This window comes from Ohtaekwangia sp., from assembly GCF_036786105.1.
Lineage (GTDB): Bacteria > Bacteroidota > Bacteroidia > Cytophagales > Cyclobacteriaceae > Ohtaekwangia.
On the sequence record NZ_DAIQRQ010000004.1, the window covers coordinates 127,593 to 143,521 of the forward strand.

Annotated in this window: 9 protein-coding genes; 3 read left to right on the forward strand and 6 right to left on the reverse strand. The window is 44.3% G+C overall.

The window, feature by feature from the left end; all coding sequences use genetic code 11:
* Positions 1-16: 16 nt before the first annotated feature.
* Positions 17-3,607: a S8 family serine peptidase gene (locus tag V7Q33_RS03500; protein WP_333818922.1), complete on the forward strand. Its 3,591-nt coding sequence runs from the start codon at positions 17-19 to the stop codon at positions 3,605-3,607.
* A gap of 88 nt (positions 3,608-3,695) precedes the next feature.
* Here V7Q33_RS03500 and V7Q33_RS03505 read toward each other — a convergent pair whose 3' ends face one another.
* The 5 genes from V7Q33_RS03505 to V7Q33_RS03525 all read right to left on the reverse strand — a co-directional run bounded on the left by V7Q33_RS03505 (position 3,696) and on the right by V7Q33_RS03525 (position 8,584).
* Complete coding sequence (locus V7Q33_RS03505) at positions 3,696-4,469, reverse strand: TIGR00266 family protein (RefSeq protein WP_331981671.1); 774 nt, start codon at positions 4,467-4,469, stop codon at positions 3,696-3,698.
* Positions 4,470-4,474: 5 nt separating this feature from the next.
* Positions 4,475-6,094, reverse strand: coding sequence for a M14 family metallopeptidase (locus tag V7Q33_RS03510; RefSeq protein WP_333818923.1), 1,620 nt, complete (start codon positions 6,092-6,094; stop codon positions 4,475-4,477).
* Between the two features lie 110 nt (positions 6,095-6,204).
* Positions 6,205-6,429 carry a hypothetical protein gene (locus tag V7Q33_RS03515; protein WP_331962252.1) on the reverse strand — a complete coding sequence of 75 codons (225 nt, stop codon included), beginning with the start codon at positions 6,427-6,429 and terminating at the stop codon, positions 6,205-6,207.
* Between the two features lie 105 nt (positions 6,430-6,534).
* The gene (gene gltX, locus V7Q33_RS03520; RefSeq protein WP_333818924.1) at positions 6,535-8,070 is read right to left on the reverse strand and encodes a glutamate--tRNA ligase; all 1,536 of its coding nucleotides are present in this window, start codon (positions 8,068-8,070) and stop codon (positions 6,535-6,537) included.
* Between the two features lie 133 nt (positions 8,071-8,203).
* Positions 8,204-8,584: a RidA family protein gene (locus V7Q33_RS03525; RefSeq protein WP_331981677.1), complete on the reverse strand. Its 381-nt coding sequence runs from the start codon at positions 8,582-8,584 to the stop codon at positions 8,204-8,206.
* Between the two features lie 71 nt (positions 8,585-8,655).
* Between V7Q33_RS03525 and V7Q33_RS03530 the strand changes: the two genes are divergently transcribed.
* Positions 8,656-9,318, forward strand: a complete 663-nt coding sequence (locus tag V7Q33_RS03530) for a 3-hydroxyacyl-CoA dehydrogenase family protein (RefSeq protein WP_333818925.1) — start codon at positions 8,656-8,658, stop codon at positions 9,316-9,318.
* A gap of 154 nt (positions 9,319-9,472) precedes the next feature.
* Positions 9,473-12,040: a phosphoenolpyruvate carboxylase gene (locus V7Q33_RS03535; protein WP_333818927.1), complete on the forward strand. Its 2,568-nt coding sequence runs from the start codon at positions 9,473-9,475 to the stop codon at positions 12,038-12,040.
* A 68-nt stretch (positions 12,041-12,108) separates the two neighbouring features.
* On the opposite strand, the gene V7Q33_RS03540 is transcribed toward V7Q33_RS03535, so the two are convergent.
* Positions 12,109-15,612, reverse strand: a complete 3,504-nt coding sequence (locus tag V7Q33_RS03540) for a two-component regulator propeller domain-containing protein (RefSeq protein WP_333818928.1) — start codon at positions 15,610-15,612, stop codon at positions 12,109-12,111.
* Positions 15,613-15,929: the final 317 nt, after the last annotated feature.

Here is a 15,929-nt window from a genome sequence, read left to right on the forward strand (position 1 = left end):
ATAAACACCTTGGTCTATGCGGCTTTCTCTGGCATGTGTTCTTGCTGTACTGTGCGCATCTTCTTTGCAGGCACAGCAAAAAAATCAAATACCAAAATCTTCCTTTTCACGCTCGGTCGCGCCCGATGATTATCATGCGGGAAAGGTGCTGGTAAAGATCAAGCAGCAGTATAAAGCACTATTCCAGGAAAGCACCAAAGCCAATGGCCGCGTTGCTGCGCCCTTGGGAGCCAGTCGCGTAGTATCGCTGGCTCCTGCCGGAGTTGTGAAGCGATCATCGGCTCGGGTGCAAGCCTATAAGCCGGCTATTGATATAACCCAGTACTTCGAGCTGAGCTTCGATCCATCAAAGCCTGTAGAAGACTATATATACTCTCTTTATGCCAGCGGATATGTAGAACTTGCGGAACCGGTATATCGCGAACGCATGCAGTTTACACCAAACGATCCGGGTGTATTGACACAATACTATTTATCCAAGATCAAAGCAATTGAAGCGTGGGACATTACGCAAGGCAGTGAAGATATGGTGATCGGCATTGTTGACTCTGGAGTAGATATTAATCACCCTGACCTTGCGAGTCAACTTTACAAGAATGCAGCAGAGCTCAATGGTATCGCTGGTGTAGACGATGATAACAACGGGTATATAGATGATATTAACGGATGGGATTTTTCAGGAGCCGATACGTTAAATGCTCTGAACCCGAATTATGCCGGCGATAACGATCCTGCTATTTATAAAAACGGCCCCGGCTTTACGCATGGAACTCAGGTAGGCGGATGCGCCAGCGCTGCCACTGACAATGGAATCGGTATGGCAGGTGTTGGCTTCAAAACCAGGCTGCTTTATACAAAGCATTATGCCGACAACCAAAAATCATCAGACCGGAGCTATAGCTCCAACCTATATTTAGGTGTATTGTATGCAGCACATAATGGAGCGCGCATTATTAATTGCTCGTGGGGATCAAGTGTGCGAAGCCAGGTGTACCAGGACATTATTACCTATGTAACGCTGGATCTTGGTTGTTTGGTAGTAGCAGCCGCTGGTAATGACAACACCACCACCATGCTATACCCCGCATCCTACGATTATGTTTTATCGGTAGCTGCGTCTGACCAGAACGATATGCGTGCAACCTTTACAAACTACAACCATGCTGTTGATCTGAGTGCACCTGGAGTAAATATATACACGACCGCTTTCGATAATGATTATTATACTACCGGGGGCACATCGTTTTCATCTCCCATAACAGCCGGTGCCGCTGCGCTTGTATGGGCTTATCACCCTGAATACAGTCCATTGGAATTGGCCGAGCAAATACGAGTATCAGCCGATGCGAGTTATTACGACAATAATCCTGCATACCTAAACATGCTTGGCAAAGGCCGGTTAGATATACAGCAGGCGCTTACATTAGAATCGCCCTCCATTCGTGCACTGAGCTATAAATTACTCAACGCCAAAGGTCAGCCGGCTGCACCTGGTGAAAATGCTTCACTCACATTTGAGTTCAAAAATTTTCTGCATGCTACATCTTCCGGTTTACAGATTTCAATCTCTACCATTTCGCCCTATATTTCTATTACCAAAGGTAGTATACAGCCCGGCTCTATTCCATCGGGCGAAACCATTACCAATACGCTTTCGCCTTTCGAACTTACGCTAAGTGCAAGTGTACCGGAGAACAACAAAGTTGATCTGCTGATAACCTATACCGATGGAGCTTATAGTGATACACAAACGTTCAGCTTCGTGCCCAATCCTTCTTATCGCGATATTGACGAAAACAAAATTACCACTACCATTTCTTCTTCCGGAAGATGGGGTTATGAAGACACTGCCAATTCACAGGAAGGAAGCGGCTTTGTGTTTGATGGTAAATCCATGTTGTACGAGATGGGTGTGATCTTGGGGAATTCTTCTTCGTCTATTCTCAACACCGTGCGCAACAATAACAATGGATTCGACCAGGATTTTGTTACGGTAAGCCGCATGCAGGAGGATATGCCGGGCGAGCGTTCATTCTCAGAAATATTCGGAGCCTTCTCCAACTCAACAACAGAATCTGAACAAAAAGTAAAAGTATCATATCACACGCTGGTATGGCCCGATGCTCCATACGATCGCTTTATCATTGTAGAATATACGATCAAAAATACACAGGCAACAGCGGTCAACAATTTCTACTTCGGCATGTTTGCCGATTGGGATATCAGTTTGAATGGTGCGCAAGATGCTGCACAGTGGGACGCTGCTACCAAACTCGGTTACGTCTTTCCCAAGCAATCATCTGATCTTCCGCATGCTGGCATACAACTGCTCACACCGGTTGGCAGCTATTATGCTATAGACAATGATCCCTCTATTGCCGGAGGAGCATCGTTCGGTATATATGATGGCTTCAGCGATACAGAGAAATTTACCGGTATATCTACCACGCGTGCTGCAGCCGGCACCAGCCGCACCGGCAATGATGTGAGCCACATTGTATCGGCAGGGCCATTCAATCTTAATCCAAACGAAGAAGTAAAGATTGCTTTTGCGTTGCACGCTGCTGAGAATTACGATGCAATCATCCATTCTGCCAGGTATGCGGATTCGGTATATAACTATACATTAACTGCGACTATGCCGGCAGTCGATACGATACAGGCTTGCTACGGCAGCAACGCTACACTCAAGGCCACCGGGGCAACCAAGTATAACTGGTATCGTGATTTTACCGGAGGAACAGCCGTAGCGCAAGGATCTCAACTCGTAATTCCCAATGTAACGAACGATACTACGCTATATGTTTCCAATGCAACACATTCGTATGAGAGTGTGCGTACACCGGCACATATTGTTGTTCGTGCACAGCCAGCCATTCTCACATCGCGCTCTCCGGCCTTGTGTGCCAAAGATACTGTTATACTCTCTGTAGAAGAAGCAAGCGAATATGCCTGGAGCAATGGCGAAATAACGCAGTCCATCAAGGTAGGAGAAGCAGGTACCTACAGTGTTATGGTAAAATACGATGACGGTACATTAAACTGCGTGTCTACTTCCGATGAAGTAGTAGTAACAGTTCGTCCTCGTCCTATATCTGCTTTTGCGATTACGCTGGCTTCAGAAAATTTTGTGGTGGGTGAATCTATACAGTTTACCGATCACAGCACAGATGCCTCCTCCTGGTTCTGGAATTTTGGTGATGGCTCAACCAGCCAGCAACCAAATCCGGAACATGCATACGACTCCAGCAATGTATTTCATGTATCCCTCACAGTAACGGCGGTCAACGGCTGCCAGGACACCTCCTCAAAAGATATTTCCGTTATCACCGGTATTGAAAAGGATCTCAATCGTTTTGTAACTATATATCCGGTACCCGTTATACAACAGGAGGTAATCGTATCGATCGCCGGCATCAAGACAAGGAATCTTCGCATTTCTCTTCTCACAACGGAAGGAACAAGCTTGTATACCCAAAGTTTTACAGATACAACCGATTCTTTCAGTCACAGCATAAACACATCTAACTATGCTGCAGGCATGTATTTCGTTACCACGCAACTCGATGGGCGAATGGTGGTGAAAAAGATTTCGATTGTAAGATAATTTTCACTTGCATCCCTGTCCAATAAAAACGCTCAGCTTCTCTTGAAATTTCAGCGAGACTGAGCGCAAATATATTCTTTACTATATATTACTCTTCAAAAAATCCGCCCAGCAGTGAGCTTGATTCTTTGGCACTGTTACGGCCGTAAGGTGCCAGTGCCTGCACAAGCTTACGGATCGGCATAGACTGCAACCAGACTTTACCGGTGCCTCGCAACGTTGCCAGAAATATACCCTCACCGCCAAAGATCATAGAGCGAAGACTGCCGGAAGTCTGCACATCAAAATCAATCTGCGATTCAAACGCTACTACACAACCGGTATCAACACGCAGTGTCTCGTCGTTGAGTGTACGTTCAATTACTGTTCCTCCTGCATGCACAAACGCCTTACCGTTGCCTTGCAGTTTCTGCAGTATAAATCCTTCGCCGCCTACTAATCCTGAACCGAGCTTACGATTAAAAGTGATCGATACTTTTGTTCCATACGCCGCACACAGGAAACCATCCTTCTGTACGATCAGCTCGTGACCCGGGCTCTGTGCCAGATCAACCGGTATTACAGTGCCGGGATATGGTGCAGAGAATCCTACTTTCGCTTTACGATTACCTCGATTGGTAAAGTGCGTCATAAACAATGACTCACCCGTAAGAATGCGCGAACCAGCAGAGAGAAGTTTATCAAATAAGCCCTGTCCGGGATTTGCACCATCGCCCATTTTCGCTTCGAACGTTATCCCGTCTTCCATGAACAACATGGCGCCAGCTTCGGCAATAACTGTCTCGTTCGGATCAAGTTCTATTTCAACGATCTGAATACTTTCACCGCGGATGTGATAATCAATTTCGTGTGATGATGTCATGTGGATTATTTTTTATAGTACTTAAATACGGGATACTCTACCAACTTGTTGTTAACTCCTTGCTTTTCGATGTAGTCGTCAAAGAAATTCCAGGTGATCAACCCGTCATCCGATTGTGGCTCGAGCATATACAATATCAGGTTTGTAAGCGGCTGATCCATGGTTACGAGATAATCGCCCTTTTTAAACTTTCGTGTGGCAGAAGTATACTTACCCTCCGCAGTCGCCATGAAGTGTCCTTCAAATTTACGCTCTGCTTTGCTGAACTTCTCAATGATAAATACTTCTCCGCTATAGGTCGCTGACTTGCTCAGTTGTGTTACAGTTACACCTGATTTTTTTAGCTGCGCGGCAATGTTTGCAAATGCAGCAGGAATAATATAGCCAGAAGGAATAGTTGTTTCTACCGTAGCTTCAAACTGGTCGAAGTAATTCACATCATTATACTCCACAATATTACCAGTGCGGAACCACGCTGTGGTGCCGTCTTCTTTTTTATAGCCGGTATAATCGTAGGTTAAGAAATGTTGAAGTTTTTCATTGGAGATCATTTTGAATCGCACGCCCTTCTTTGCTTTGCCGGCTTGCTCTTTTACTTTTCTAACAGCATCGTCTTCAGCTTTTTTATTTACCTGGCGAATTTCGGCGGCATGTTGATGAGTATATTCCAATATCTCTGCCACAAATGCTCGCGTTGAATTTATCCGTTGATAGAATCGCTCGTGTGCAAATGCTTCACTTAAAATCGCCATGCGATTACGCAAACTGAACTGATTAATCAGATATCGAGGATGATGATTATAGGTATAAAAATTCTTTACCGGCCACCCTTCACTTAAACTATAATCACCATACGGTCCGAGACGCAATCCATACTTCTTGTGAATCGACTCCGTAAGCGCAGGCAGCATTACGTTGTTGGTATAATTATAGGTGGCATACTCGCCTGCATAATGATAGCTTGGTGCCCAGGTAAGTGAGTATGCATGCCACGTTCCGTTGGTGGTATGGAGATCAACAAATACCTGCGGGTCCCAGGGAGTAATGATGTTGGTAAACAAAGCTTGTGTTTCCAGTGCTTCCTGTTTTATACCATCGCGGTTGAGGTCGAGCCCCTGGCTGTTCTCGCGTATACCAACTTCCAGCGGACTATCTTCTTGTGATGGCCGCCTGCCTTTTTCCATTTTGTCGTTGCTGTCGGTGTTATAGATCGGTGCAAACAGAATTACCTGGTTATCCAACAGATAATGTTTATGGCCCAGTAATATATCACGCATCAGCATCATCACGGTTTCTTTACCTTCCACTTCGCCGGCATGTATATTTCCCTGAATATAAATAACGAACGCATTTGCCTTCCTTGCTTCTTCTGCCGATGCAATACCCGACTTTGAAAGTATAGCTACAGGAATTTCCTTTCCTTCCAGGCTCTTGCCCATGGAAATTACTTTTACCTCTTTGCTCAGCTTTTGAATGGATTGCAGGAAGTCTATGACTTCCTTGTAAGTAGAGGTCTTTTCAAAATTGGTTTTCTCAGGAGTAATGATCAATTCTTCCGGCCAGGTATGTTGTGCGAACAGAACATGCGGTAACAAGAACAGTAACAGGGTATAGTATTTCTTCATAGTGCGGGGTTGTGCACTACAATATTAAAAACTTGCTGACGGAGATGAAACGGATTGTGACGGAAGGAGGAAAATCTATTCGCGAATCGTGTACAACGTTGTTTTCAGACTTACGATTTCTTGGGCTTCTTTTTACCCTTTTTCATTTCATCATAGTCATCGCGTTCTGCGAGCTTTTTGTCGTCTACATTTTTATCAAGAAAGTCGTTAATCTTCTCAATGTTCATATTCGACTTTATCTCACCAAACTGATCAATGGTTATATCCAAACCTTGCAGCTCTTTATGCACGCGCGGCTTGGGTGTATTGGCAGGCTTCTTTTCTTTCTTTGACATGTTTCGAAGTTTAAAGTTCCATTTTCAGGTTCAAGGTTTAAAGTTCAAGGTTTACTTCTTAGAATGTTAACCCTAAACTTTGAACTTTAAACCTCTAACCTGTTTTTACGCAACTTTTACCTTGATGGTTTGCAGTGCGTACTCTATTCTCTTTACTACTTCATCTTTACCAATGATTTCCATGATCATCATCAGGTCAGGCCCAGCGCCAGCACCCGTAATGGACACGCGCAGTGCCTGCAAAATTTTGCCAGTGCCTATACCAAGGCTTGCCGTTACCTGCTCAAGTGTAGCCTTAGCCGTTGTAGCATCTATGGTGGGTAATGCAACAACTGCATCTTTATAGGCCGATAAAACTTTTACTGCATCATCATTCCACTTCTTGCTTACCACACCTTCATCGAACGTTGTTGGCGCGAAGAAGAAGAATTTACCCTGCTCCCAAAAATCTTTCGGGAAGGTGGCACGCTCTTTCATTACTGCCGCGATTTTCGCTGCCTTCTCGGGTGAGCATGCTATATTTTCCTGCTTCAATGATTCGAGCAGATATTCCGCCAGTACGCTATCTGGTTTCGAGCGGAGATACTGTTGATTGAACCATTGTGCTTTATGAATGTCAAATTTCGTTCCTGCCTTGCCGATGCGTTCTACGGAAAATGTTTTGATCAATTCTTCCATCGAGAAAATCTCCTGCGTAGTGCCCGGGTTCCATCCGAGAAAGGCAAGGAAGTTTACCAGCGCTTCCGGTAAATATCCGGTCTCTTTATAACCCATGGCTACTTCGCCGGTATGAGGATCTTTCCACGTGAGCGGAAAGATGGGGAAGCCAAGCTGATCGGCATCGCGCTTACTCAACTTACCATTGCCATCAGGTTTGAGCAGCAACGGCAAATGTGCAAACTGTGGCATTTCATTTTCCCAGCCAAGGTATTTATACAACAGCACATGCAACGGTGCAGACGGAAGCCACTCTTCACCGCGTATCACGTGCGATATCTTCATCAGATAATCGTCCACCACGTTTGCCAGGTGATAGGTAGGCATGCCGTCACTCTTCATCAATACTTTATCGTCTATCTGTGAGGAGTGCACCATTACCCAGCCGCGGATGAGGTCATTCAACCTGATCTCTTCTTTACGAGGCACTTTCAGACGGATCACATACGGCACTCCGGATGCCAGCAATTCTTTTACTTCATCTTCCGGAAGTGTAAGCGAGTTACGCATCTGCGTGCGTGTAATACTGTTATATTGTGGTGAAGGAACACCGGCCAGCTTCAATCGCTCGCGCATGGCTTCGAGTTCCTGTTCAGTATCAAAAGCATAGTATGCATGGCCGGCATCGATCAATTGTTTTGCATACTGCATGTACATGGGCTTGCGCTCCGATTGGCGATAGGGCTCATGGGGGCCGCCTACACCAACACCTTCATCGATCTTGATGCCTACCCACTCTAATGATTTGCGGATATAGTCTTCTGCACCCGGCACAAAGCGTGTCTGGTCTGTATCTTCCACACGCAGAATCATGGTACCGTTATGCTGACGTGCCAGCAGGTAATTATACAAGGCCGTTCTTACGCCTCCTATATGCAGTGCGCCCGTGGGACTTGGGGCGAATCGTACGCGTACTTCTCTCATCGCTTCAAAAAACAAAATTGGACTGCAAAGGTAAGAAAGGAGGGTCGATTTGCGAGGAAAGAGCTATGAATTTACGGCTGAATGGAAAGGTTGTGAGCCGGTATTCCGACCCACATTATACAGGGTATGTACATTACTTTACAGCAATGCAGGAGATTTCTACGTTAACATCTTTGGGGAGGCGACTTACTTCCACCGTTTCGCGTGCAGGTGGATTAATTTTGAAATACTCGCCATAGATCGCATTTACTTTCGGGAAGTTGTTCATGTCTTTCAGAAAGATAGCGCTCTTCACTACGTGCGAGAAATCCAGACCGGCTGCTTTCAATACATGTTCGAGGTTAGTCATTACCATGCGTGTTTCACTTTCTATGTCCGCAGTAATAATGTTTCCCGAAGATCTGTCGATAGCAATCTGTCCGCTGATAAAGAGCATGTTACCGGCCAGCACTGCCTGGCTATACGGCCCGATCGGTTCAGGAGCCTGATCAGAATAAACAACTGATTTTGACATGTTTTTTAAGATTAAAATTTAATTTAGGGTTCGTCAAAAATAGCATCCGGCAACGGATTTACTTGAAGTGCATGAATATTTTAATCATTGGTGAAAACGCCCATTATAAAGAGACCCTGCAGAAGTTTGGTGAGCATCACAGCTATTCGCTTGTAGGTGAGCATCGTGAAGCGGAGAAATTTCTGGAGAGCCACGACCTGGTAATGGATTTTATTATCGATGAAGAACCTGCGCGCTTTGAAATATATGTTGATAAAAACGCAACGGTGTTTTTGAACACCTGCAAGGTAAGCCTCGGTGAGCTCACGTTTATGGTGGGTCACAATCTGCAAAGCCGCATCTTTGGCTTTAATGGATTGCCTACTTTCATCAACCGGCCCATCCTGGAAGTTAGCCTCTGGCGATCTACCGGTGAAGCAGATCTTAAAAAAGTATGCGATGCCTTGAACACAGAATATCTCATCGTAGACGATCGCGTGGGCTTGGTTACTCCGCGGGTGATTTGCATGATTATTAATGAAGCCTACTACACAGTGATGGAAGGCACCGCCACTCGTGAAGATATAGACATGGCCATGAAGCTGGGCACAAATTATCCTTTCGGACCCTTTGAGTGGTGCAGGCGCATTGGCATTACACATGTGTATGAACTGTTGGAAGCGTTGTATGAAGACACCCGCGATGAGCGCTATAAGATATGTCCGTTGCTAAAAAAAGAATACCTCCGCCAGTAGTCATTACCCACTATACTGGTCATTACTTTTTAAGTTTCATCAAAGAGCTTTTCTATTCCGTAAACGTTTTCGGAAAGAAAATCTGCAATATATCTTGCCCCTCCGTCCACCAAAGCACTATTTAATAACTTTGTCAGGTTTCTAAATTTATATCATGGCGAGTGAGTTCAACAAGACTGTTTCCACACGGTACCACATGTACAACAGTCTTTTTCTTAACCTCCCGTACAGCGGCATTTATCGCACGGGAACGTTGCTACCGCTGCTCCAGCAATCGTGCGAAGCAGGGTATGAAAAAGGGAAAGATCCGAGAACGATTATCCGTAAATTCTTCAGTGACTTTACACCGCAGGCAACGCAGCAAGAGCAAATTGATCTGCTCTTCAACTTCATTCAATACGTAGAGCGCCAGGTGGTGTTGTTCGATTCCATTGAAGATGCTGCCTTCGATGAAATCAACGACCTGTACGGCAAGGGTACTGTATCAGCCCTGTTGCTTCGTGCCGCTGCTGAAGGCGTGGAAGAAGAGCTCAAGAAAAAGCTCGAAGACTTCAGTGTGCGCGTTGTATTAACTGCGCATCCAACACAATTCTATCCGGGTAACGTGCTCGGCATTATCAACGATCTGGAGCAAACCATTCGTGAGAACAGACTTGAAGATATAAATCTGTTGCTTCGCCAGTTGGGGAAAACCGCTTTCATCAACAGAGAGAAGCCAACACCTTTCGATGAAGCGATCAGCTTGTGCTGGTTCCTGGAGAATGTATTTTATCCGGTTATACCTGAGATCATTGAAAAGTTAATGTCGGGCCTGAACATTAAACTGGAAGCGTGGAATAATTTTGACCTGATCAAGATTGGCTTCTGGCCCGGTGGCGACCGCGATGGCAATCCGTTCGTTACACATGAGATCACGCTTAAAGTAGCGCAGCGTTTACAGGAGACTTTACTGAAATGCTATCACCGTGACCTGCGTTTCCTCAAGCGCAGACTTACTTTCAAAGGCGTTGATCATATCATTGGCCGTGCTGAAAGTAAAGTATACCCGATAGCCTACGGTGGCTACGGTGAAATATACCATCACCCTGATGAGCTGCTCAATGATCTTTTTGAAGCACGCGATGTATTGATTAATGATCACCGCGGACTTTTTCTCGACTTGCTTGATGCCTTTATATTGAAAGTAAAAATATTCGGCTTCTATTTCGCCAGCATGGACATACGGCAGGACAGTCGTAAGCATGCATACGCGTGGGAAGCATGTATCGAGAAGCTGCAGAGTAAAAACAAAAAGCTAAAGAACTTCGATAAACTTAGCGAAAGCGAGAAGATTGACACATTGCTATCGCTCAACTTCAAACCGGCTTCGCTGAAATTTGACGATGAGTTTGTAACGGAGCTGATCGAAAGTATAGATGTGATCGGACAGATACAGGAGCAGAATGGCGTAGAAGGCTGCCATCGCTATGTGATCAGCAATTGCCAGTCGGCACTGGATGTAATACGGGTATTCAGACTCGCTCAACTTGTGCTCGGCAAAGAAGACGATCTGAAGCTGGATATAGTACCGTTGTTCGAAACGATCGAAGACCTCGCCAATGCTCCGTCAGTAATGGCGGCACTCTATAGCATTCCTGCATATCGTGAACATTTAAAACGCAGAGGCAACAAGCAAACTATCATGCTCGGCTTCTCTGACGGTACAAAAGACGGAGGATACCTGCGAGCAAACTGGTCTATCTTCCAGGCAAAAGAAAACCTGACACGCATTAGTCGTGAGGAAGGATTCATCACGGTGTTCTTTGACGGTCGCGGTGGTCCTCCAGCACGCGGTGGTGGAAACACACACGACTTCTATGCATCGTTAGGCGATACGATCGAAGACAAAGAAGTACAGGTAACAATACAAGGGCAAACCATCAGTTCTAATTTTGGTAAGCCTGTATCATGTGGTTATAATCTTGAGCAACTTCTTTCAGCCGGCATAGAAAACGCAGTGTTTAAAAACATCGATACGTTCGAAGCAAATGAGAAGGCGTTGATGGATCTTCTGGCAGAAGAAGGATACAAAGCGTACCTGGATCTGAAGCAACACCCGAAGTTCGTTCCCTATCTCGAAAAAATTACTCCGCTTGCTTTCTTCGGCGATACCAACATTGGTTCGCGTCCGGTAAAGAGAAATTCAGGTAGTCTTAAATTCGAAGACCTTCGTGCGATACCCTTCGTAAGTGCGTGGGCACAGATGAAGCAGAACATTCCCGGATTCTATGGGGTGGGCACGGCTATACGCGAGTTGAAAAAACAAGGTAAACTTCGCGAGCTGAAAGCGTTGTTCAGGCAATCTCTCTTCTTCCGCACGCTGTTGAGTAACAGTATGATGTCGCTTACTAAATGTTATTACCCTGCCACTTCGTATCTGGCGAAGGATAAAGACTTTGGTGATTTCTGGAAGAAGATGAATGCAGAATTCAAGCTTTCGCGCGAAATGATTCTGGAAGTATCGGGATTATCAGAACTGATGGAAAATACTCCTGTAAACCGCGACTCGGTAAAATTGCGCGAGCGCATTGTATTACCGTTGATCACTATCCAGCAATTTGCTTTACAGCAACTGCGAGATCCTGATGAAAAAGATAAAGACAAAACGTTCGAGAAACAATATCGCAAGCTTGTGCTGAGATGTATGTTTGGCATTATTAACGCCGCACGCAACTCGGCATGATGTGCAGCTAATAGAATACAAAAGCGGTGTTTATCTTTTGATATATACCGCTTTTGTATTTATCCTTGTTACGATACGTCTTGTTCATTTGCATCGCCTCTCCTCAGGTATACCTTAAACGTTGTACCTGTATTTACTTCACTCTCCACGTCAATTTTTCCTCCCAGCGCTGCCACCTGTGTTTTAACGAGGTATAAACCCATGCCCTTACCCTCTACATGAGAATGAAAGCGTTTGTATAGATTAAACATATTCCGGCGATGCATATCGAGATTGATGCCCAGTCCATTATCACTTACCGACAAACATATATACTCATCCTGCGCAGTTGATTTCACTTCGATGCAGGGTTTGCGGTTGGGGTCGCGATACTTAATAGCATTGTGAATCAAATTAAGCAGAATGCTGTCCAGGTAAGGTTTGGCGGTATATAGTATATTGGCGGCCGAAAAATCTTCACGGATCTCCGCCTGAGTTTCAGCTATCTCATATTCCAGGTTGGCTTTAATTATTTCCAGCTCTTCTGTAAGTTCTACCTTGGTAAGTACTTGGGTGTTGTTCTTCCTGATATCGAGAATCGTATTAATGTCTCTCACAACCCTGTCAAGTTCCTCGGTAGTGTAAACCAACCGATTTATAATTGTTTTTTCTTCATCACGATTGCCTTGCGAAATATCCAGTACCTGACCCAATCCTAAAATGCGCGCAACAGGTGCCCGCAAGTTATGTGCTGCTATAAATGCAAATTGTTCCAGCTGCTGATTATACTCAACCAACTCTTTTGTTCGCTCCTGCACTTCCTGATCCAGCGTCATGTTACGCGACAGGATGTCTTTGTTTTGCATTTCGATTGTTTTCCACGCACTTTCCAATTTCTTGTTTTGCTCGGTAAGTAGGTCGCGCTGCGCCTTTATTTCTTCTTGTCGCTGTATCAATTGATCATTTTGTACTGACAAATCTTCATTCTGCGCTCTGATTTCTTCTTCGCGAGCAAGCAATTCGTTGTTGGCACTTTGCAATTGCTTTGTCTTTTCAAGTACCAATTCTCCGAGCCTTCTATTCTGTTCCTGAATTGATCCGGTTCTGATCTTATAATATCCAACACCTGTTCCCACTAATACAGCAATAGCAAATACTCTAAACCACCACGTTCGCCACCACGGTGGTATAATACGAATTACCAGTGAAGCCGGTTGATCATTCCATACACCATCACTATTTGATGCCTTAACTTTAAAAATATACTCTCCGGGGTCAAGATTGGTATACGTTGCTGTTCGAACTGTGCCAACATAATTCCAGTCATCATCAAAATTTTCCATTTTATAAGCATACATATTCTTCTCGGGCAACGTATAGCTTAGCGCAGCAAACTCAAGTGTGAATATTGACTGATTATATTGTAACGTAATCTCCTTTGTTTTACCAATGGCTTCTTTTAGCGTGGCATTTTTATCAGAAGGGTTTATTTCCACTGGTTTATTGAACAATTGGAAACCGGTGATCACAACAGCAGGAGGCTGAACGTTAGGCTTTACCTGGTCCGGATAGAAAAGAGTTACTCCTTCCGTGCCCGCAAACCCCATCAGTCCTGAAACTTTATCGTACATGAACGAACAGGAATTAAATTGTCCATTCTGTAAACCATCAGAGCTATCGTAAGCGTAAAATCTGCTTTCTTTTCTATCCCATTTTACTATACCGGTATTTGTACTCATCCATACATTACCGGCGATGTCTTCCTGTATAGCAAACACCGTACTGCAGTCAAATCCGTCCTCGCTACTTACCTGGTGAACCTCCTGTTTTTTTAAATCATAAATAGCAAGACCTGCACCTTCTGTTCCTATCCACAGTTTTTCATCTCTGTCAAGACAAAGTGCGTAGATCATGTTCTCCGAAAGGTCTACTTTGCTTTCGTGGTTGTTAAAGAGTTGCTGAAAAGTTTTCTTATCCCGATTCAAATAATTTAGGCCACCACGCGAGCAGCCAATCCATAACCCGCCATGTTTATCTTCAACAATTGCTCTTATATCCCCACTGCCGATTTTACTATTCTCAGGCGTGTAAGTCGTAAATTTTCCTGTCGCCCTATTCAAAAGATTCAGACCACCCCAGTTGGTACCAATCCACATATTAAGCCTCGAGTCTTCAAAAATTACCCGCACGTCATTAATCCCTAAGCTGGAAGGATCGGCCGGATCGTGCTTATAGTGTGTGAAAGAATCGGTGGCCTTATTATAGCGAAATAGTCCTTGCGAATATGTTCCAAACCATAACGTATTTGAACGATCGCGATAAGAACATAAAATAGCATTGTCCGTGAGGCTTCCGTTTCGACCATCTGCACGATAATGTTTCAGCAAATCGCCGTCACGATTGTATTTATAAATACCATCACCATCTGATCCCAGCCAAAGGTTATTATTCTCATCGCTGCATATACCCCAAAAACGCAAATACAATCTGTCATACTCTCCCGCTTGCTTCACTTCAATGCGCATGAATTTCTCTTTCACACTGTTGATCATCTGCACACCGTCACCATTCGTTGCCAGCCATATATTTTTATCCCTGTCTTCATAAATACAATGAACAGAATGTTTATATATACTATAATCGCCTTCGCCATTTACTCGTTCTGCAGAGAAATCAGTAAGTGAATTTTCGTCCATATCCTTCAGTGTAGCTCTGTAAAGCCCCCTATCCTCTGCCCCAATCCACAGATTATATTGGCTATCCGCCAGAAGGGAACGTATCGCAATGCCATCTATAGCACTCCCTTTCATATTCGGCTGCATAAACCTGCGCTGCTTTCGGTTGAAAAATACCAGGCCTTTGGTGGTGCCAATCCAGAGATTTCCATTTGGACCTGGACTTAAAGTTCTCACATTCTGCAATAAGGTTATGGGTGTATTGGAGAGCGCTGGCACCTTCTCTGTCACAATACCATTTTTTACTTTAAAAACATCCAAGCCTCCTTCCAGCGAGCCAACCCATAAAAGCCCTTCTTTATCTTCGTATACACACGTTACCTTTTGACTTGACAACCCGGGCAGGTTTCGCTGTGAGTATTGAATAAACTTTTTTCTTTGCTTGTCGATATAGGTGAATCCGGCACTCCAGGATGACACCCACAAATTTCCGGCGGGTCCTTCTGATATATGCGACACGTCATCACCTACTAATGAATTGGAATTCTTTGGATCATGTTGATAACGGATGAATCGTTCGGTCCTGGAATCAAAGTGATTTATTCCTCTTCGCGAGGACGTCCAGATGGTGCCTTCTGAATCGGCAATAATCCAGTAAATATAATTATGTGAAAGACTGAATGGGTTTTCCGGGTTATTGTTAAACACCTTAAAAGTACGTCCATCAAAACGGGCAATACCATCCTCAGCCGCAAACCACATAAATCCATCGCGATCTTGCGTAATGGAATTGATTACCTTTAGCGGAAGCCCGCTTTTGGTAGTATATTTTGTGACTTTGCTTTTAGGCTCCTTCAGAGAGAAAGATGAAAGAAGTAATGCTACAAAAATCGCCAGGAATATTTTTATCCATCGCATCGTCAAGTATTTGTGATATCGTCTTTCTATGATTGAAGTAATTGAATAGCGTTAATCCATCAAAACGAACATGTCAGCGGGATGAAGCAATCTCTTCAGGTAAACAGAAACTTGTGAAACTGACTGATTTGATCGTTATGCGCTTTTTGTTACTTCCAGGAGTGAATTTATGGATTAAAATCAAATCGAAAAACTCAGGCATATAACCGCGCAAATCAAAGAAACGAACACTAATCGGCTGCAGACAACCTATATCTAACGCAGATTTAATTTCGCTTTAAGCTGCTTTTTACCTTTGTAAGTTTTTTTTGTATTTA